Origin of the sequence: Hydrogenimonas cancrithermarum (genome assembly GCF_030296055.1) — a bacterium.
Taxonomy (GTDB): Bacteria; Campylobacterota; Campylobacteria; order Campylobacterales; family Hydrogenimonadaceae; genus Hydrogenimonas; species Hydrogenimonas cancrithermarum.
In genome coordinates this window covers 1,205,880-1,224,833 of sequence record NZ_AP027370.1, presented here as the reverse complement: position 1 = coordinate 1,224,833, position 18,954 = coordinate 1,205,880, and the positions used below count along the sequence as shown (strand labels likewise).

General features: G+C 51.8%; 21 protein-coding genes. All 21 read left to right on the top strand.

Going from position 1 to position 18,954, the window contains the following annotated elements:
- Window positions 1-20 precede the first annotated feature (20 nt).
- A complete protein-coding gene (gene ccoN, locus QUD54_RS06290; protein WP_286335982.1) occupies window positions 21-1,484 on the top strand; it encodes a cytochrome-c oxidase, cbb3-type subunit I in 1,464 nt (487 codons plus the stop codon).
- Between the two features lie 12 nt (window positions 1,485-1,496).
- The gene (gene ccoO, locus QUD54_RS06285) at window positions 1,497-2,162 is read left to right on the top strand and encodes a cytochrome-c oxidase, cbb3-type subunit II (protein WP_286335981.1); all 666 of its coding nucleotides are present in this window, start codon (window positions 1,497-1,499) and stop codon (window positions 2,160-2,162) included.
- 8 nt (window positions 2,163-2,170) lie between these two features.
- Window positions 2,171-2,395, top strand: coding sequence for a cytochrome c oxidase, cbb3-type, CcoQ subunit (locus QUD54_RS06280; RefSeq protein WP_286335980.1), 225 nt, complete (start codon window positions 2,171-2,173; stop codon window positions 2,393-2,395).
- Window positions 2,392-3,210, top strand: coding sequence for a cbb3-type cytochrome c oxidase N-terminal domain-containing protein (locus QUD54_RS06275; protein ID WP_286335979.1), 819 nt, complete (start codon window positions 2,392-2,394; stop codon window positions 3,208-3,210). Before QUD54_RS06280 ends, QUD54_RS06275 begins: the two co-directional genes overlap by 4 nt.
- 7 nt (window positions 3,211-3,217) lie before the next feature.
- Window positions 3,218-3,481 (top strand): DUF4006 family protein, encoded by a 264-nt coding sequence (locus tag QUD54_RS06270; protein ID WP_286335978.1) that lies wholly within the window; start codon window positions 3,218-3,220, stop codon window positions 3,479-3,481.
- Between the two features lie 10 nt (window positions 3,482-3,491).
- A complete protein-coding gene (gene ccoG / locus QUD54_RS06265; protein WP_286335977.1) occupies window positions 3,492-4,946 on the top strand; it encodes a cytochrome c oxidase accessory protein CcoG in 1,455 nt (484 codons plus the stop codon).
- Between the two features lie 4 nt (window positions 4,947-4,950).
- On the top strand, window positions 4,951-5,301 hold the full coding sequence (locus QUD54_RS06260) for a NifB/NifX family molybdenum-iron cluster-binding protein (protein WP_286335976.1): 351 nt from the start codon (window positions 4,951-4,953) through the stop codon (window positions 5,299-5,301).
- Window positions 5,302-5,316: 15 nt separating this feature from the next.
- Entirely contained in the window at window positions 5,317-6,501 is a 1,185-nt protein-coding gene (locus QUD54_RS06255; RefSeq protein ID WP_286335975.1) for an NAD(P)/FAD-dependent oxidoreductase, read from the top strand.
- A 65-nt stretch (window positions 6,502-6,566) separates the two neighbouring features.
- Window positions 6,567-7,346 (top strand): TOBE domain-containing protein, encoded by a 780-nt coding sequence (locus tag QUD54_RS06250; protein WP_286335974.1) that lies wholly within the window; start codon window positions 6,567-6,569, stop codon window positions 7,344-7,346.
- Window positions 7,347-7,496: 150 nt separating this feature from the next.
- On the top strand, window positions 7,497-7,925 hold the full coding sequence (locus QUD54_RS06245; protein WP_286335973.1) for a TOBE domain-containing protein: 429 nt from the start codon (window positions 7,497-7,499) through the stop codon (window positions 7,923-7,925).
- A 4-nt stretch (window positions 7,926-7,929) separates the two neighbouring features.
- On the top strand, window positions 7,930-8,679 hold the full coding sequence (gene modA / locus QUD54_RS06240) for a molybdate ABC transporter substrate-binding protein (RefSeq protein WP_286335972.1): 750 nt from the start codon (window positions 7,930-7,932) through the stop codon (window positions 8,677-8,679).
- The gene (locus tag QUD54_RS06235; protein WP_286335971.1) at window positions 8,676-9,080 is read left to right on the top strand and encodes a TOBE domain-containing protein; all 405 of its coding nucleotides are present in this window, start codon (window positions 8,676-8,678) and stop codon (window positions 9,078-9,080) included. Before modA ends, QUD54_RS06235 begins: the two co-directional genes overlap by 4 nt.
- Complete coding sequence (gene modB / locus QUD54_RS06230; RefSeq protein WP_286335970.1) at window positions 9,080-9,754, top strand: molybdate ABC transporter permease subunit; 675 nt, start codon at window positions 9,080-9,082, stop codon at window positions 9,752-9,754. The genes QUD54_RS06235 and modB overlap by 1 nt, the downstream gene beginning before the upstream one ends.
- A 2-nt stretch (window positions 9,755-9,756) precedes the next feature.
- Window positions 9,757-10,656 (top strand): sulfate/molybdate ABC transporter ATP-binding protein, encoded by a 900-nt coding sequence (locus tag QUD54_RS06225; RefSeq protein WP_286335969.1) that lies wholly within the window; start codon window positions 9,757-9,759, stop codon window positions 10,654-10,656.
- Window positions 10,657-10,739: 83 nt separating this feature from the next.
- Window positions 10,740-11,132: a DUF6858 family protein gene (locus QUD54_RS06220; protein ID WP_286335968.1), complete on the top strand. Its 393-nt coding sequence runs from the start codon at window positions 10,740-10,742 to the stop codon at window positions 11,130-11,132.
- Window positions 11,133-11,271: 139 nt separating this feature from the next.
- Complete coding sequence (locus QUD54_RS06215; RefSeq protein WP_286335967.1) at window positions 11,272-12,894, top strand: cation:proton antiporter; 1,623 nt, start codon at window positions 11,272-11,274, stop codon at window positions 12,892-12,894.
- A 1-nt stretch (window position 12,895) separates the two neighbouring features.
- Window positions 12,896-13,366, top strand: a complete 471-nt coding sequence (locus tag QUD54_RS06210; RefSeq protein ID WP_286335966.1) for a DUF420 domain-containing protein — start codon at window positions 12,896-12,898, stop codon at window positions 13,364-13,366.
- Window positions 13,367-13,411: 45 nt separating this feature from the next.
- Window positions 13,412-15,046: a glutamine hydrolyzing CTP synthase gene (gene pyrG / locus QUD54_RS06205; RefSeq protein WP_286335965.1), complete on the top strand. Its 1,635-nt coding sequence runs from the start codon at window positions 13,412-13,414 to the stop codon at window positions 15,044-15,046.
- Window positions 15,039-16,616: a single-stranded-DNA-specific exonuclease RecJ gene (gene recJ / locus QUD54_RS06200; RefSeq protein ID WP_286335964.1), complete on the top strand. Its 1,578-nt coding sequence runs from the start codon at window positions 15,039-15,041 to the stop codon at window positions 16,614-16,616. The genes pyrG and recJ overlap by 8 nt, the downstream gene beginning before the upstream one ends.
- Window positions 16,617-16,700: 84 nt before the next feature.
- Window positions 16,701-18,179: an NAD(P)/FAD-dependent oxidoreductase gene (locus tag QUD54_RS06195; protein ID WP_286335963.1), complete on the top strand. Its 1,479-nt coding sequence runs from the start codon at window positions 16,701-16,703 to the stop codon at window positions 18,177-18,179.
- 70 nt (window positions 18,180-18,249) lie between these two features.
- The gene (locus QUD54_RS06190; RefSeq protein WP_286335962.1) at window positions 18,250-18,597 is read left to right on the top strand and encodes a c-type cytochrome; all 348 of its coding nucleotides are present in this window, start codon (window positions 18,250-18,252) and stop codon (window positions 18,595-18,597) included.
- Window positions 18,598-18,954: the final 357 nt, after the last annotated feature.

Below are 18,954 nucleotides of genomic sequence, written 5' to 3'. Positions count from 1 at the left end.
ATAAATCAAAGGAGGTTTGCATGCAAAATGCAGCGTTGGAATACGACTATACCGTCGCGAAATGGTTCACTTATCTGGCCATTACTTTCGGTATTGTCGGTATGACAATTGGTACGTATATCGCGTTTGAACTGGCGTTCCCTGAACTGAACAATCTGTTCGGCCAGTATGGAACATTCAGCCGTCTTCGACCGATCCATACGAATGTGGTGGCGTTCGGCTTTACGCTGAGCGGTATTTTCGCGACTTTCTACTATGTAGCACAGCGTGTTCTGAAAGTTTCCATCGCCGAATCGAAATTCGTTCATGGCGTCGGAAAACTTCATTTCTGGCTCTACCTCGCGCTCGCTGCATGGATGGTCGTTTCCGAGCTTCTCGGATTTACGACATCCAAAGAGTATGCCGAAATGGAGTGGCCTCTTGACCTGTTGACCGTCGTAGTCTGGGTTCTTTGGGGTACTGCGATGTTCGGTCTCATCGGTATGCGACGTGAGAAAACACTTTACATTTCCATGTGGTACTACATTGCGACATTCCTCGGTGTTGCCATGCTCTATCTCTTCAACAACATGGAAGTCCCGACCTATTTCGTGACAGGTATGGGTAGCTGGATGCACTCCGTTTCCATGTACTCCGGTACCAATGATGCACTCGTTCAGTGGTGGTATGGACACAATGCGGTCGCATTCGTCTTTACCGTGCCGATCATCGCGATCATCTACTACTTCCTTCCGAAAGAGTCCGGTCAGCCTGTCTTCTCTTACAAGCTTTCACTGCTCTCTTTCTGGGGATTGATGTTCGTCTATCTGTGGGCTGGTGGACACCACTTGATCTATTCGACAGTGCCTGACTGGATGCAGACAATGGGATCTATTTTCTCGGTTATTCTAATCCTGCCTTCATGGGGTTCTGCGATCAACATGCTTCTTACGATGAAGGGTGAATGGAACCAGTTGAAAGAGTCTCCGCTTATCAAGTTCATGGTCCTTGCTTCGACATTCTATATGCTTTCGACACTCGAAGGTCCGATTCAGGCGATCAAGTCGGTCAATGCACTCGCACACTTCACTGACTGGATTCCGGGACACGTTCATGACGGTACACTCGGTTGGGTTGCATTTATGATTATCGCCGCATCACTCCATATGGCTCCGCGTTTCTACAAGCGTGAGATTTATAGTAAAAAACTGATGGAGATGCAGTTCTGGATTCAAACGACAGGTATCGTTCTCTACTTCTCCAGTATGTGGATTGCTGGTATTACGCAAGGTATGATGTGGCGAGCGGTCGACCAATATGGAAACCTGGCATATTCATTTATCGATACGGTCACCGTACTGCATCCGTACTATACGATTCGTGCAATCGGCGGCCTGCTGTTTGTTGTGGGTCTCTTTATGTGGGCTTACAACTTCGTTAAAACAATGCAAAGCGACAAAGTGCTTGAAAAAGAGCCTGCATTTGCATCGCCTATGGGCGCATAAGAGGAGGGTAGAATGTTTCATTGGCTAGAAAAAAGACCGTTTTTCTTTTCGGTAGTTCTGTTCCTCGTCATCGCGTTCGCTGGACTTATCGAGATCGTGCCTGATTTTGCACAGGCTTCCCGTCCAGTGGCAGGTAAACAACCCTATACACTGCTTCAGCTTGCAGGGCGCCATGTCTATATCAAAGACAGCTGTAATGCATGTCATTCACAGCTCATCCGTCCATTCAAGTCTGAAACCGACCGTTACGGTCCGTACAGCCTAAGTGGGGAGTATGCGTATGATCGACCGTTCCTGTGGGGCTCAAAACGTACAGGTCCGGACCTTCACCGTGTTGGCGAGTATCGTACGACTGATTGGCACGAGAACCACATGTGGGAACCGACATCTGTCGTTCCTGGTTCCATCATGCCAGCATATAAACATATGTTTCATCAAAATGTCGATCTTGAGACGGCTTATGCGGAAGCATTGACGGTCAAGAAAGTTTTCAACGTCCCTTATGACAAGCCGGGCCATACTAAACTCGGGACATGGGAAGAGGCGAAAAAAGAGGCGCTCGAAGAGGCGAAAAAGGTTGCTGACGACATGAAAAATCAGGATGTCAAAGATGCGGTAGCACGTGGTGAAATTCCTGAAATCGTTGCATTGATCGCATATCTGAACAGCCTTCATTAAGGATCGGCATGGAAAATATTAGAGAATTGCAGGCATTTGGATACTTTTTCTTCACCGTCTTTTTGGTGGTGGTTCTTTACGCCTATATCCTGCATCTCTACCGTGCCGAAAAAAAAGGCACGAGAAATTATGAGAAATATGGGAATCTGGCGCTGGACGATGAACTCGACAGTAAGCCAGTTGAACCCAATGAGAATTCTGATGAGATGAATGAAAACAAGGAGCAAAAATGAACTGGTTAAGCGATAATGTCAATCAGCTCGCCCTGATCGGTGCAGCCGTTATCCTCATCCTGACTATTTACGTCGCTGGTAAATATATCAAACAGATGAAGACGGAGAAGTCGACGGGTGAGCTTGCCGAAGAGAATTGGGATGGCATTGGTGAATACAAGAACGAACTCCCTGCTGGATGGGCCTATACGTTTCTTGGTACGATCATTTGGGGCATGTGGTATATGATTGCAGGATATCCTGTCGACGGATATTCCCAGATCGGTGAATACAATCAAGAGGTCGCTGCACATACACAAAGATTCGAAAGCAAATGGGCCAGCGCGGACAGCCAGACTCTTCAGGAGATGGGTGAAGGTGTTTACCTCGTTCAGTGTGCACCGTGTCATGGTATTGCCGGTGATGGTATGGGTGGCAAAGCGGCAGACTTGACTGTGTGGGGATCCGCTGCAGGAGTTCTTGAGACGATCAAAAACGGATCGAAAGGTCTTGGATATCCTATGGGGGAAATGCCAGCCGGTATGCTTAGTGGTGACGCGGCTCAGAAAGTTGCAGAGTATGTCGCCAATGGCATGAAAGGCGAGCAGCCTGCCGAGTTCGCGACATGCGCAGGATGTCATGGAGCGGACGGAAAAGGTATGGGCGGTATGGCACCGGATTTGTCCAAATACGGAACCCCTGACTTTGTCGCGGATGTACTCAACCGTGGTAAAAAAGGTTTTATCGGTACGATGGTCAGTTTCAAAGGCCGATTGACACCGATTCAAGAAAAAGCTGTCGGTACCTATATCCTCAGCCTTTCACGTGGCGAATAAGGAGTAAATGATGGAAAAACAAGGAAGCCCATTCGGAATTCACGGAATTACCGGATTTTTGATTGCGACGGGAATATTGCTTTCAACGCTTGCGGGATTGACCTATGCTGCAATCGCTACACAGCAGGCAACGGCGCAGCAGTCGTATGAGATCGTTGATCCTCTCGGTATTAAAATGGTTGGACCTAACCTCGAGAACGAGACGCATGTCATTATCCACGGTAATCCGGTGGGTGGAGATACCCTCCACAAATATAAATTCGAGAAGTAAGGCATAGGCAATGACGGGAGCGGTGGGTGCAAAAAAGAGAAACAGAGCCAAAGAGTACCTGAAGAACTGGGTACCGTACCGAATAAAGCGGTACTGGCTCTTCGGTATCGTAACGATCGTTGCACTCGTGCTGCCGTTCATCAAGATCAACGGCAACCACTTTTTCCTGCTGAACTTCGACCACAAGCAGCTCCATTTTCTGTTCGTGCGCTTCGATATGCAGGAGCTCTACCTGATGCCGTTTCTGTTGATGTTGCTGTTTTTGGGGATCTTTTTCATGACGACGCTCGGAGGACGCGTCTGGTGCGGATGGGCGTGCCCGCAGACGATTTTCCGCGTCATCTACCGTGACCTGTTCGAGACGAAACTGCTGCACCTGCGTAAACGTATCACGAACAAACAGCAAGAGCCCGACTGGTCCAAACCGGAGAACAAGGCGAAAGAGGCGATCGCGATCGGGTTGTGGTCCGTGCTGGCCCTCATTGCGGCCGCGGACTTCGTCTGGTACTTCGTTCCGCCGGAGGATTTTTTCCAGTATATCCAGAACCCCGGTGAGCACCCCGTGCTCATCGGCTTCTGGATCGGTATCGCGCTGTTTCTGATCGTCGATGTGGTGTGGCTTAAAGAGAATTTCTGTGTCTATATCTGCCCCTACAGCAGGGTGCAGTCGGTCATGTACGACGACGATACGATCATGGCGATCTACAATGTGCACCGCGGAGGGCATATCTACGACCATGAGGGGCAGGATGCGAAAAAGCTGGTTCACAACGTCAAAGAGCTGCATGAAAGAGAGCCCGAGGCGGAGTGTACGGCTTGTGAAAGCTGCGTGAAGGTCTGCCCGACCCATATCGATATCCGCCAGGGGATGCAGCTTGAATGTATCAACTGCCTCGAATGTGTCGACGCCTGTACCAAAGTGATGGGCGCACTGGGTAAACCGAGCCTCGTGGTGTGGAGTTCCCCGAGAGAGATCGAACAGGGTGAAAAGACCCACTACATACGGCCGCGGACGATCGCGTACGCCGTGGCCCTGACGATCGTCTTCGTCGCGCTGCTGGTGATGGGGACCAAAAAAGAGCATATGCTGCTCAATATCAACAAGACGGCACAACTCTACCGGTTCACCCATGACGGAAGGATCGTCAACGACTATACGTTCCTCTTCCAGAATACGGATAGCAAAGAGCACACGTACTACTTCGAAGTGGAGGGACACCCGGAGATCAAGATCGTCAAGCCGAGTAAGCCGTTCAAACTGGCGGCAGGCAAGAAAGCGAAAAAGATCGTACAGCTGGAGGCGACCAAGCCGCTGGCGAAAGATACGCGAAAAGATACGCCGATTCCGATCACGATCAAAGCCTATGCGGTGGACGATCCCGAAAAGATCGTCGTCGAACGCCATACAGTCTTCGTCTATCCCCGTTGGGACATCGCGCAAAAACATTTGAAAAAGGCGGAGTAGCCTCATGGTCGCGATGCCGGTAAAGATGAACAGAGAGGATCCGCCGCTGACCACGGTTTTCGGGAAGGCGAAGTGGTTTGTCTTCGCCGATGGAAACGGAAAGGTCGTGATTCGTGAAAACCCCTTCGCGGGTGCCGGGCCGAAGACGGTTGCCTGGCTTATCGAAAATGGTGTCAAAGAGATCGTCACCCCTCATATCGGGGGCAATCCATTCATGTTTCTGAAGGATGCGGGTGTCCGCCTCTACTACCCGGGAGAGGGGCGCATCCTCGTTTCGGAAGCCCTTGATAAATTGAAAAACGATGAACTTGAAGAGATTACGATCGAAAATGTCATGCGGTTTACGCATCACTGACAAAGGAGAAGTGCGATGAAAAAGGTTTTGATTCTTGGTGGAGGATTCGCTGGTGTGGAAGCGGCGATTTTTCTTCGCAAAAAAGGGTATTCGGTGACTCTGATTTCCGATAGGGACTATTTCTACATCTATCCCACATCGATCTGGATCCCAACGGGTGAAGCGGAGTTCGAAGATATCTGCGTTCCGCTCAAAGATCTGCAGGAGGCTCATGGATTCGAGTTGATCATCGATGAGGTGAAGGAGATCCACTCCAAAGAGCGGCGTGTTGTCTGCGCCAACGGCGAATACCGCTGCGAGTATCTCGTTATCGCAATCGGTAGCGGCAAAGTGAAACACGAAGGGAGCGAGCATTTCCTCTCGATCTGCGGTAAACCCGAAGAGTCGCTCGAAATCAAGGAGCGTATCGATGCGTTGATAGAAAAAGGGGGTGGAAAGATCGCGATGGGATTTGGCGGCAATCCGAAAGATCCGAGCAACGTGCGGGGCGGTCCGGCATTCGAAGTGCTTTTCAATGTCCATAACGAATTGAAAAAGAAAGGGATTCGGGACAAGTTCGAGCTGACTTTTTTTGCACCGATGGAAAAACCGGGTGCGCGGATGGGGCCGCAGGCTCTCAAAATGATGGATCTGTTTTTCAACAAACTCAATATTCATAAACATTTTGGCAAAAAGATCAAGCGTTTCGAAGCGGACGGTATCGTTTTCGAAGACGATAGCAAACTCGAGAGCGATTTTACGATGTTCATTCCCGCGGGCGACGGCCATCCCGTTTTCAGAAACTCCGATCTGCCGCTCAACGAAGCGGGGCTGATCAAAGTCAACGACTATTGTGAAGTGATGCATGACTACGATGAGACACCGGAAAAATACAATGTCTTCGCCATTGGTGACTCGGTCGCGCTCGATGGTCCGGACTGGCGTGCGAAACAGGGGCATATCGCCGAAGTGATGGCGCGCAATGTCGCGTTCAACATCGATGCGATCGCAAAGGGGAGCGAAGAGCGTAAAGGGTATCTCGATCATCTCAATATACTTTGCGTCATGGACAGTGGGGACGGTGCCGCGTTTGTTTACCGCGACAACAAGGGTGGCAAAATGATTCCGATGCCCGTGATCGGCCACTGGCTGAAAAAAGGGTGGGGCTGGTACTGCCGCAACTCCAAACTGGGCAAAATTCCGCGTATCCCCGGAATGTAACTCTTTTTGATCGAAGGCTCCGCGCACGTGGGGCTTTTGAAGGGTTGCAAGGCTATAATGACCCCATGAAAATCAAAAGCAACCTCTGGTTCGAAAACGAACAAAAGGCTTTTTTCGGAAAAGGGCGCATCGAACTTCTCGAGCAGATCGACCGCTATGGGTCGATTTCCAAAGCGGCCAAAGCGATGAAAATGAGCTATAAAGCCGCATGGGATGCCGTCAACGAGATGAACAATCTCAGTGCGGAGCCGATCGTTGTCCGAGAAACCGGCGGTAAAGGGGGCGGCGGTACGCGTCTAACCGCCAAGGGGCACGAGTATATCCGTATGTACAAAGAGATCTCCACACTGCAGCAAAAGCTCTTCGACTTGCTCGGTGAACAAGGAGACGCCCTTGAAAACCTTCTGTCATTCGGACGCCGTTTGACCCTGCAGACCAGTGCGCGCAATCAATACCACGGCACGGTAACTTCAATGAAGAGTTCCGCCGTGACGTGTGAAGTCGAATTGACGCTTGGCGGAAAAGAGACCATCTATGCCTCAATCACCCATAAAAGCGCCAAAGCCATGGGAATCGACGTCGGCACAGATTTATTCGCGCTCATTAAAAGCAACTGGGTGCTTCTGGCGACCGAACCGCCGACACTCAGTGCCAGAAATTGCCTGAAGGGCACCATCGTCAGCATCCAAAACGACGGTCTGCTTTCCGAAGTCACACTCCAGCTTCAAGGCGACAATACCATTACCGCCGTCATTACCTCCGAATCGCTCAATGAACTGAAGTTTTGCGAAGGCGATACAGCCTACGCCGTCTTTCAATCCTCACACGTGCTTTTGGCGCGCTGAAACAGATGGCTTTAAGCGAAAATTATGTAGCAGATTATTACAATTTCGTTGTATATATTTAAATATAACGATCGATGGTTCCATTTTTTCAGGGGCTCTTTTATGCATCTGCAACTTCGACCGAACTACCTTTTCTAAAAGGAGTGTTCCATGAAAATCAGCGCGAGAAATGCGTTCAAATGCACCGTGACCGGCCTGAAACGGGGCGCGGTCAACACTGAAGTCGAAATGGCGCTCGAGAATGGAACGCCCCTGTGTGCCATCATCACCGATGAAAGCGCGGAATCTCTCGGGCTCGCCCCCGGCAAACCATGCCTGGCGATCTTGAAAGCGTCGTGGATTATGCTGGCCGAACCGTCCGTCCGTTCGATCAGCGCGCGCAACAAAATCTGCGGGACCGTCAGTGCCGTCAAAGAGGGGGCAGTCAATACCGAGGTGATCTTGCAAACAGCCAACGGCGACGTCATCAGCGTAATCGTGACCCGCGAATCGGCTTTGGCCATGAAGATCGAGGGCGGCAGCGAAGTTTGTGCCGTATTTAAAGCCGGCAGCGTCATTCTGGCAACCGACAAGGAGTGATATCATGAAAAAGAGTCTGTTGCTATTTTTGGTTTCACTGGCCGCCATGGGTGCCGTCGCCGAAGAGATCACCGTTGCCACGGCGGCCAACGTCCAGTTCGCCATGGCCGAACTGCAAAAAACATTCGAGAAAGAGACCGGGATTACGGTCCGTACCGTCATCTCCTCTTCGGGGAAACTGACCGCACAGATCAAAAGCGGCGCGCCTTTCGACCTCTTTTTGTCCGCCAATATGAAGTATCCCGAGTACCTGCGTAAACATGGGTTCGCCGTCACCGAACCCAGGGTCTACGCTTACGGTTCACTGGTCATCTGGACGCTCAAACCGATCGATACGAAAGCGGGTCTGAAATCTTTGACGAATCCTGCGGCCGAACGCATCGCCATCCCCAACCCCAAAAACGCCCCCTACGGCATTCAGGCACTCAAAGCGATGCAGAATGCAGGTGTTTACGATGCAGTCAAATCCAAACTGATCTATGCGGAGAGCGTATCGCAGACCAATCAGTACATCGTCTCCAAAGCCGCCGATATCGGTATGACGGCCAAATCGGTCGTGCTTTCGCCCAAGGTGGCAGGCAAAGGTAGCTTTGTCGATGTCGATCCCGCACTCTACTCCCCGATCCAGCAGGGCGTCGTGATCCTCAAGCACGGCGAGAAAAACCATCCCAACGCCGTCCGGGCCTTTTACGACTTTCTTTTCAGCCCACAAGGCAGAAAAATTTTCAAAACATACGGCTATATCACACCATGAACCGCTTGAAAGGCAGCGTCACCGCGATACAATGTTCAGGCGAACTTTCACAGGTGGATATCGCATGCGGCAACACGGGTTTGACGGCGTTTATGCTCGGGAAACCCAACGAAAATCCGGGTGTGGCGGTCGGCAGCGATGTCTGGGTGCTTTTCAAGGAGAGCGAAGTGGCGCTCGCCAAAGGTTTCAGCGGGGCCTTGAGTCTTCGTAACCGTTTTGAGGGTCGTATCGGAAAGATCGTCCTCGGCGATCTGCTGGCGGAGGTGACGCTGGCTTACGCGGGCGATACGATCGTTTCGATCATCAGCCGCCGCGCCTGTGAAGCGATGGAACTGAAAGTCGGTGACCGCGTCACGGCGCTGGTCAAAGCCAACGAAATAACGCTGATGGAGAGTGATTGATGGATGCACAGTTTTGGACGACGATGGCGTTGACGTTCAAGCTTGCCGTCGTCACGACGATCATTCTGCTCTTTATCGGCGTGCCGCTCGCCTATTTTCTCGCCTCGACCCGCTCACGATTCAAGCCGATCATCGAAACCGTCGTCAGTATGCCGCTGGTTCTGCCGCCGACGGTACTGGGTTTTTATCTACTAGTGGCGTTCAGCAGCGAACACGCCTTTGGAAAATTCTGCGAAGAGGTGCTGGGTTTTCGTCTCCCCTTCACTTTCGAGGGACTAGTGCTCGGTTCGGCTATTTTCAGTCTTCCCTTTATGGTGCACCCGATCCAGGCGGGCCTGCAGAATCTGCCCAAATCGCTCACCGAAGCGGCGCAGATGCTCGGCAAATCCCGCACGTCCATCCTCTTTCGCGTGCTGCTGCCCAATATCAAACCCTCGCTATTGACGGGCATCGTCATCACCTTCGCCCACACGGTCGGAGAATTCGGCGTGGTCTTGATGATCGGCGGCAACATCCCCGGCGAAACGCGCGTCGCCTCCATCGCCATCTACGACGAAGTCGAGGCACTCAACTACGATATCGCCAACCACTACGCACTGATCCTCTTTGCAGTCACCTTTTCGATTCTGCTGGTGGTCTATCTCGTGAACCGTTCGTTCATGCAAAAGATGTAACGATGATAGAACTTGCACTCAAAAAAAAGCTGCTCTCTACCGAAGGAGAGCTGGAGCTCAGCATTAAGACAACCATCGAGAATGGCGAGTTCGTCGCTTTTTTCGGTGAGTCCGGAGCCGGAAAGACGACGGTACTGCGGATGATCGCAGGGCTCGAAACACCCGATGCCGGCCGCATCGTCGTGGACGGCGAAACATGGTTCGACAGTCGAAAAAAGATCGACCTGCCGCCCGCAAAACGCAAAATAGGATTCGTTTTTCAAGATTACGCGCTCTTCCCCAATATGACGGTCGCGGAGAATCTTCGCTTTGCCTTGCAAAAAGGGGAGAATCCCGTGATTGTCGATGAGCTTATCGAAACGATTGGGTTGCGTGAGCTCGCCGATCGCCTCCCCTCACAGCTCTCCGGCGGCCAGCAGCAGCGTGTTGCGGTGGCGCGTGCACTGGTGCGCCGCCCCCGCCTGCTTCTGCTCGACGAACCGCTCTCGGCACTCGATCATGCGATGCGTATCAGACTCCAGGACGAGCTTGCCGAGATCCATAAGCGGTTCAAACTGACAACGATCCTTGTGAGTCATGATCCGAGCGAAATCTTCCGCCTCTGCGGGAGCGTTTATCGCCTCGAGCGCGGAGAGATAAAAGAGGTGGGCACCCCTTCGGAGGTCTTTGTCAAAGAGCGCATCAGCAGCAGCTTCAAATTCGTTGGTGAAGTGCTCGCCATCGAACCGTGCGAAATGGTCTATCTGCTGACCGTTGCCGTCGGAACGCAGATCGTCAAAATCATGGCTACAGAGCGTGAACGCGAAGGACTGCGTATCGGCAGCCGGATCCAGATCGTCTCCAAAGCCTTCCACCCGATGATTTTCAGGGCGGAAACAGCCAAAGGCAATTCTGAAGATTAAAAAACGAACTTATGACAATTATTTTCTTTGAATATAGATAAGGATAGAATAAACTCCCCAAAATCAAATAGAAGGAGCTACCAGTGACCCAGAAAGTATTCAAAGAGAAGTATCCGATTTTCGAACTGATCATCGACAAAGAGGAGACGACATGCAAAACGGTCGATGATGTGATCGACTACTTCAAAGCGAAAATCGAGGAGCATCCGGTTGCGGCTTACATCGCGACATTCGATCACTATGCCCATACCAGCGGTTTGGCCGAAGGCGAGATCAACGAAAAGATCAAAGGGGCGAAAAACATTGTCTTCTGCTTTGGCAAGGAGCTTCCGACGCCGGAAGTGATGGCTGTGCGCCCGCGTTCCATCGGCGTCAGCGATATGGGTGACAAATTTGTCGTCATCTTCATGGAAGCGCCCAATCCGCAGGCGAACAATGCGATGGAATCATGGGCGAAAGCACTCAAAAACGCCTGATCCGTTCTCCAAAATTTTTTCGACTCCTCTTTTTCGGTCCGCTTGTTTTCGGCGGACTGAACGACCTTTTGCATACCCTTTTGCGCCACCTTTGATATAATCGATCAAAAGAGTGATATCCTCAGCAAAAAGGCGTGTCGTGACCTATCTACCGATCATTCTCGCGGGCATCTTTTTTTCGGTGGCCATCAACTCTCTTTTGAAACGCGTGGGTATCCCCACTGTCATCGGCTATATCGCGACGGGTATCGCAATCTCTGCGGTATTCGCTCTTCATCATGACCATTATCATGAACTTAGCGAGATCGCCGAATTCGGCATCGTCTTTTTGATGTTCACGATCGGGCTGGAGTTTTCGTTCCGCCAGCTTGTGGCGATGCGCAAAGAGGTGATGCTCTACGGTTCGCTTCAGATGGGTTTCAGTGCTCTGCTCTTTGGGCTGGCGGCCCATCTTTTCGGTATGGCTGCCGAGGGTGCGATCATTACGGGATTGGCGCTTGGGCTCTCTTCCACGGCGATCGTTCTGAAGGCACTGAACGAAAGCGGCGATGTGCAGACCCCGTATGGCCGCAAAGCGGTCGGGATTCTCATTTTTCAGGATCTGGCCGTTATCCCGATCTTGTTGACGGTGACGATCTTCTCCTCCGAAAACAGCGATATCTTCGCGATGCTCAAAACCATCCTGCTCGATGCGGTGGTCGTGGGGATCATCATCTACCTGGTCGGGAAGTATATGATCGAATGGCTGCTCGGGTGGGTGACGCGGGCCAATTCGTCGGAAATTTTCCTGGGCACGGTACTCTTTCTCGTGGTCGGATCGGCGGAGCTGGCACATCTGTTCGGGTTCACCTATTCGCTTGGCGCTTTTTTGGCGGGGATGATGCTGGCGGAGACACACTACAAGTACCAGATCGAAGCGGAACTGGTGCCGTTTCGTGATCTGCTTCTGGGACTCTTTTTCGTTACGGTCGGTATGCAGATCGATCTGCAGGAGGTCGCACACAGCATCGTCACAATTTTTCTGGTGGCACTTGTCGTCATGGTCGTGAAATTCGGGGTCATTTTTCTTTTCATGCGCTTTTTCACACGCCCCCGTGTCGCGCTCAAAACGGCGCTGGCACTGGCACAGGTAGGCGAATTCGCCCTGGCGGTCTTCGCCCTGGCGCAGGCGAATCGGCTCATCGGCAATACACAGACGCAGATCCTGCTCAGTGCCGTCGTGATTTCGATGATCCTCTCCGTCTTCATTCTGAGCCGTGTCCGTGACATTGCGGACAGGTTCATCCCCGAACCGGAACCGGAGATCGTCAAGGTTGAATCGACGGGATTTTCCGACCATGTCATCGTCTGCGGGTTCGGACCGTTGGGGCGGAAGGTGGCGGTGGAACTGAAGCGCCAGGGGGTGACCTACCTGATTCTCGAGCATGACATTCAGAGAATGGAGTGGGGACGGAAGATGGGCGAACCGATCTTCTTCGCCAATGCTGCGAACGAAGAGGTTCTCAAACATTTCGACGTGGGACGTGCGAGCGCCGTGATCGTCGCCGTCGACCATATCCGGCATCTGCGTCTTATCTGCGAAGCGCTGATGCAGGTCGCGCCACATGCAAATGTCGTTGTCAAGGTGCACTGCGAAGAGGAAGCCGAGATGATTCGTGATTTGAATATCGACCATATCCTTGTCGAAAGCAGGGAGATGGCGAGGCTGCTCGTTGCCGAAGCGATGCGGTGCCGGCTCGGCATCGCGCAGCCGAAGAGTTGAGATGTTCGAAACGGGATTTTTCGGTACCGCTGCACCGTTTTACATGGATTTGGCGACACTCTATTTTACACTGCTTCCGTTGCTGATGGGCGGTGCTGTCATGCTTGCGGTCCGACGGCGGTTGCGTCTGCATGCCCATATGCAGACAGCACTGTTCGCAGCGACAATGGCGATGGTGCTCTTTTTCGAAGTGGGCGTGCGCATCGATGGCGGATATCGATACTACATCGCCCGGACATCGATACCCGAAACGGCCATGGCACTTTACATGGTCGTCCATGTCACCGTTGCACTGGTTGCCGTTGTCGCGTGGGGTTACTTGGTGATCCGTTCGCTCAAAACGTTTCGACAGCGGCAGCCGATGTTCGCTGCCCATAGACGTATCGGCCGGTGGGTTTTTGTCGGCATGGCCCTTACATCGCTGATGGGGCTTGGCGTCTACTGGCTGCTTTTTGTGCAAGGCGTCTCTTAGTGGCGGTTTGTTAAAATAACCCAACTACTTTATGGCGAGGCGTACATGACCAAATATATCTTTGTAACCGGTGGGGTTCTCAGCTCTCTTGGAAAAGGGATCACGGCAGCGAGCGTGGGAACGCTTCTGAAGCAGACGGGACTCGATGTCTCCATTCTGAAGATGGATCCATATCTGAATATGGACCCGGGCACGATGAGCCCACTTGAGCACGGCGAGGTTTTCGTCACCGCAGACGGCGCGGAGACAGACCTCGACCTGGGGCATTACGAACGCTTTTTGAACGTCGATCTGAGCAAAAAGAACAACTTCACGACCGGCCAGATCTATCATACCGTTTTGACGAAGGAGCGCAAAGGGGAGTATCTGGGCAAGACGATCCAGGTTGTCCCGCACATTGTCGGTGAAGTGAAGCAGCGCATCTTCGATGCCGGAAAAGGCAAAGACGTCTTGATCGTGGAGCTCGGCGGAACGGTCGGCGATATCGAGGGGCTGCCGTTTCTCGAGACGATCCGTCAGATCAAGCATGAACTCGGTAGTGAACGTGTCATCAACATCCACGTCACGCTCGTGCCTTACATCAAAGCGGCGGGCGAACTGAAAACGAAGCCGACCCAGCACAGTGTGCAGGAGCTCCGCCGTATCGGTATCACCCCGCATATGATCATCGCGCGCTGTGAAAAACCGCTGCCCAAAGAGCTTCGCCGCAAGATCGCGATGAGCTGCGACGTCGATATGGACAGCGTCATCGAGTGTATGGATGCGCCGACGATCTATCAGGTGCCGCTCAACTTCCTCAAAGACGGGATTATGCATCCGCTGACCAAACGTTTCCACCTGGCCGACAAAGAACCCAATATGGAAGAGTGGGACATTCTGGTCAAGCGTATCATCGCGCCGCGTGACGAGATCACGATTGCTTTCGTCGGCAAATATCTGAATCTCAAAGAGTCTTATAAATCTTTGACCGAAGCGCTGATCCATGCCGGTGCGGCACTCGATACGAAAATCAACATCCACTGGGTCGACAGTGAAGATGTCGAGGAGAAGGGGATCGAGGAGACGATCGGCGAAGTGGACGGCATTCTGGTCGCCGGCGGTTTCGGTGTTCGGGGTGTCGAAGGAAAGATAATGGCGATTCGCCATGCCAGGGAGAACAAGATTCCCTATCTCGGAATCTGTCTGGGCATGCAGCTCAGCCTTATCGAGTACGCACGCAACGTCCTCGGTATCGAAGAGGCCAACTCGGTCGAGTTCGATCCCGAAACCAAAGAGCCGGTTATCTATCTGATCGACGAATTCATCGACCAGTCCGGAGAGAAACAGGTGCGTACCCACAAAAGCCCGCTTGGTGGCACGATGCGTCTGGGTGCCTACCCATGCGAGATCAAGGAGGGGACGAAACTCTTTGAGGCTTACGGTGGCAAAAAGATCATCTACGAGCGCCACCGCCATCGCTACGAAGCGAACCCGGCTTACCGCGAGCGACTCGAAAATGCGGGCATGATCGTTTCCGGTGAATCCAACGGCCTGATCGAGGCTGTGGAAGTGAAAGAGCATCCATGGTTCCTGGGTGTGCAGTTTCATCCCGAATTCACTTCGCGCCTGCAAAATCCCAACCCTTCCATCCTCGCATTTGCCAATGCGGCATTGACGGCGAAAAACGCCGAGAATGAGTAATCTGCCGCGTTTGACAAAAGCGAAGATCGCCGCACTTCTCGCGGCGCGATTCGATGATGGCTTCAAAACCCTCAAAGAGCTCCCCAGCCCTTTCGAACTTCACGACATGGAACGTGCCGCCGAACGCATCGTGAAGGCGATCGAACGCAAAGAGCGCATCGTCGTCATTGGCGACTACGATGTCGACGGTGTCGTCTCTTCGGCACTGATGGAGGAGTTTTTCGAAATCATCGGATATCCGGTCGAAGTGATTATCCCCAACCGGTTCCGTGACGGATACGGCATTTCTCCGAAAATCCTGGAGAGGGTCGATGCGGATGTCGTGATGACTGTCGACAACGGCATCACCGCGATCGATGCGGCGGAGGTTTGCAGAAGGCGCGGTATCGATTTGATCATTACGGACCACCACACCCCTTCCGAAACGCTTCCCGATGCCTATGCCATCGTCAATCCAAAAAAAGAGGAGTGCAGTTTCGCCTATCCCGAAATCTGTGGGGCGCAGGTGGCATGGTTTCTGATCGGTGCGCTGAAACAGCGGTTGGGCCTCGATCTTAGGATGGGGAGATTTCTCGATCTGCTCGCATTGGCGATCGTCGCCGATGTGATGCCGCTGACATCGATCAACCGGCCACTCGTGAAAAAGGGGATCGAGATGCTCTCGATATCGCAGCGCCCCGCTTTCGAAGCGGTACGCGCCTATCTTGGCAAGAGCCGTTTCGGTGCAGAAGATATCGGTTATGGCATCGCTCCCCGCATCAATAGTGCAGGACGAATGGAGGATGCGTCGATCGCGCTGAGGTTTTTGAGAGCCAAAACGCTCAGCGATGCGAGCAGGGAGTGGATGGAGCTCGACAATCTCAACCAGATGCGAAGGCGAATCGAAACGGAGACGACCGAAGCAGCTTTCGCCATGGCCAATCCGTCCGATTCTGTCATCGTCGTGGCAGGGGAGGGGTGGCACGACGGTGTCGTCGGTATCGTGGCATCCCGACTGGTGGATCGTTTCAAAAAGCCGGCCATCGTCCTTTCCATAGAGAATGGTGTGGCCAAAGGAAGCGGCAGAAGTATCGGCGAGGTCGACCTTTTTTCCCTTCTCGACGATTGCAGCGGATATCTCGATGGTTTCGGAGGGCATAAAATGGCGGCCGGATTGAGGCTCGATGCCGAGAGGGTGGATGCTTTCCGTGCCGCATTGTGTAAAACGGCTTCTGCGCTCGATCCGGAACTCTTCTTTCCGAAAGAGCATCTGATGGGAGAACTCCCCATCACCGAAGTGGATTGGGAGTTGATGGAGATTCTCTCCAGATTCGAGCCTTATGGTGAGGCCAATATCAAGCCAAGATTTCTTATTAAAGATATCAGTATAATTGATGCAAGAGTGATCGGTGCAGAAAAAAATCATCTGAAACTGATTCTCGGAAGTTCGGATAGAAAGCTCCAGGCGATTCAATTTGGATACGAAAAAATGGTCGAAATCGGTCAGAAAGTCGCAGTTACGGGCTCTTTGCAGATCAATGAATTCAACAACAAACGGTCGGTTCAGATGCTCATCGATAAAATACATTGATGAAGAAATAAGATAATTTTTACCTAGTATGAATATAATATTAACATTCGTTACAAAAACAGGAGTTATGGTATGGATAAAAAAATGTTAAAACATAGCCAAGAGGTTATCGAGGAACTCATGAAAAAAGATGGCATGAGCCGGCGTGACGCTCTAAAACTGATGGGACTCGGCGGTGCGGCGACTATGATGGGAACGGCACCCACTTCCGCGAGTGCGGCGACGGCGGCGATGGCTTCCAGCGACAAGAAGGCCAAAATCGTTATCGTCGGTGGCGGAGCCGGCGGTATCATGGCGGCGGCACGTCTGAGAAAAGCGGCTCCCAATGCCGAGATCGTTCTGATCGCTCCGAACGACGTTCATCTCTACCAGCCGGGCCAGGTCTTCATGGCGGCCGGCCTCTATACGGAAGAGGATATCAAGAAGCCCAACAGCGATCTGATGCCCGATGGTGTGAAATGGGTCAAAGACGAAGTCAAAACGTTCGATCCTGACAGCAATCTGGTCGAAACGGCGAAAAACGGAAAAATAAACTACGATTTTCTCGTGGTCGCGACGGGCCTGCAGTACGATTACGAGCGTATCGAGGGAATGTCTCCCGAGCTCGTCGGCCAGAAAGGGATTTCGAGTGTCTACCTCAATGATCCGAAAGCCGGAACGGCAAAAGGGGGTACCGCAACATGGGAGTGGTTCAAGCAGGTACGCGCTGCGGCCGAAAAGAGAGATTCGGGCAACCCGCTGCAGATCATCTGTACGCAGCCGAGTACGCCGATCAAGTGTGGTGGTGCACCCCAGAAGATCCTCTATCTGTGTGACGATATGCTTCGCGGCAACAGCCCGCTCGGAGGAAAGGATATCCACGACAATGCGAAATTCACCTTTACGAAAAAGGGTGGAAAGCTTTTCGGTATCAAATCCTACAACCAGACACTTCTGAAACTCACCGTCGATTACGGCAACATCGAAGATGCATTCGGCTACGACCTGATCGGAATCGACGCAGATAAAAAGATGGCGACATACAATTACCACTATCTCGAAAAAGGGGAGTGGGACGAGGACCTCGAAGAGTTCGAGGTTATCCCGATGGTCAAAAAAGTGCAGATGAAATATGACTTTATCCATATCGTTCCTCCGATGAAAGCGGTGGACGCCGTCGCGAATTCTCCGATCGGATGGCAGAAGGGAACGGCAAAAGGATGGATGGCGGCGGACCGCTACACGCTCCAGCACATCAAATACAAAAATGTTTTCGGAATCGGAGATATTCTGGGAATTCCTCTCGGAAAAACGGGTGGATCGGCTCGTCACCATGGACCGGTTCTGCAAGACAACCTGATCGCCGTGATGGAGGGCAAAGAACCGACTGCCAAATTTGATGGATATACCGTCTGCCCTCTCAAGACACAGTATGGCAAAATCATGCTGGCGGAGTTCAACTATGACGGTCCTGCTCCCTCTTTCCCTCTCGACCCGAGCGAACCGCGATGGATTTGGTGGGCTTTCGACCTCTATATGCTCAAGCCGATGTATTGGAATCTGATGATGCGGGGCTTGATGTAAGAGAACATCATTCACGATGATTACACGATTGAACGTTAAAATGAAAAATATTTCCGAAGAAGGAGAAAAGATGCGAATCAGTAAAATAGTTGGAGCGGTTGCATGTTTGACGGCACTGAGTGCCGGCGCGATGGCAGCCGAGATGAGTAATGCACAGATCTATGCGAAATTCTGTAAAAAATGCCATGGTTCAAACGGAGAGGGAAATCCGGCAAAAAAAGGACCGGCACTCAACGACAAGGATATCAATGAACTCTTCGACGATTTGATGGATGTCGAAGAGAAAAGTTTTGAGGGCACCCAGCATGAAGCAATGGCCCATAACTTAAAAGTACTCGAAAGAAAGAAGGGTATCAAAGTCGATCCTCAGTCCATGGCAAAATATCTCTACTACTCTTTCAATCCCCACGCGAAATAACGATTTTCCCTCAACCAGCGGCAGTCCTGATGAACTGCCGCGTTTATTTTTATTTATGTTTTATGTTATGCGGTGGATACTACCGGTAGTTTTGAGAGTATCCGGACGTCGTAGCGGAATACATACCATTTACTAAAAATCATCCTCATTCGCACATTCTTGACGTGATGTTCTGATAGAGAGTGCATGCATGTACGACAAGTGGCCCGTCTTCGCGAAGATTCGCCTCGTCGCCAACGGTTTCTTTTCGAGTTTAAAGCGATGATGTTTCGTTGATATCGGTTTATTCATAAATAATTTTGAAAACTGTCATTCTTTTGATCAAGAATTCTTTTGAATAATTTTCTATATAATCAA

Coding starts and splice junctions, on each gene's coding strand:
- ccoN (WP_286335982.1), top strand. CDS start 21: ATGCAAAATGCAGCGTTGGAATACGACTATACCGTCGCGAAATGGTTC.
- ccoO (WP_286335981.1), top strand. CDS start 1,497: ATGTTTCATTGGCTAGAAAAAAGACCGTTTTTCTTTTCGGTAGTTCTG.
- QUD54_RS06280 (WP_286335980.1), top strand. CDS start 2,171: ATGGAAAATATTAGAGAATTGCAGGCATTTGGATACTTTTTCTTCACC.
- QUD54_RS06275 (WP_286335979.1), top strand. CDS start 2,392: ATGAACTGGTTAAGCGATAATGTCAATCAGCTCGCCCTGATCGGTGCA.
- QUD54_RS06270 (WP_286335978.1), top strand. CDS start 3,218: ATGATGGAAAAACAAGGAAGCCCATTCGGAATTCACGGAATTACCGGA.
- ccoG (WP_286335977.1), top strand. CDS start 3,492: ATGACGGGAGCGGTGGGTGCAAAAAAGAGAAACAGAGCCAAAGAGTAC.
- QUD54_RS06260 (WP_286335976.1), top strand. CDS start 4,951: ATGGTCGCGATGCCGGTAAAGATGAACAGAGAGGATCCGCCGCTGACC.
- QUD54_RS06255 (WP_286335975.1), top strand. CDS start 5,317: ATGAAAAAGGTTTTGATTCTTGGTGGAGGATTCGCTGGTGTGGAAGCG.
- QUD54_RS06250 (WP_286335974.1), top strand. CDS start 6,567: ATGAAAATCAAAAGCAACCTCTGGTTCGAAAACGAACAAAAGGCTTTT.
- QUD54_RS06245 (WP_286335973.1), top strand. CDS start 7,497: ATGAAAATCAGCGCGAGAAATGCGTTCAAATGCACCGTGACCGGCCTG.
- modA (WP_286335972.1), top strand. CDS start 7,930: ATGAAAAAGAGTCTGTTGCTATTTTTGGTTTCACTGGCCGCCATGGGT.
- QUD54_RS06235 (WP_286335971.1), top strand. CDS start 8,676: ATGAACCGCTTGAAAGGCAGCGTCACCGCGATACAATGTTCAGGCGAA.
- modB (WP_286335970.1), top strand. CDS start 9,080: ATGGATGCACAGTTTTGGACGACGATGGCGTTGACGTTCAAGCTTGCC.
- QUD54_RS06225 (WP_286335969.1), top strand. CDS start 9,757: ATGATAGAACTTGCACTCAAAAAAAAGCTGCTCTCTACCGAAGGAGAG.
- QUD54_RS06210 (WP_286335966.1), top strand. CDS start 12,896: ATGTTCGAAACGGGATTTTTCGGTACCGCTGCACCGTTTTACATGGAT.
- pyrG (WP_286335965.1), top strand. CDS start 13,412: ATGACCAAATATATCTTTGTAACCGGTGGGGTTCTCAGCTCTCTTGGA.
- recJ (WP_286335964.1), top strand. CDS start 15,039: ATGAGTAATCTGCCGCGTTTGACAAAAGCGAAGATCGCCGCACTTCTC.
- QUD54_RS06195 (WP_286335963.1), top strand. CDS start 16,701: ATGTTAAAACATAGCCAAGAGGTTATCGAGGAACTCATGAAAAAAGAT.
- QUD54_RS06190 (WP_286335962.1), top strand. CDS start 18,250: ATGCGAATCAGTAAAATAGTTGGAGCGGTTGCATGTTTGACGGCACTG.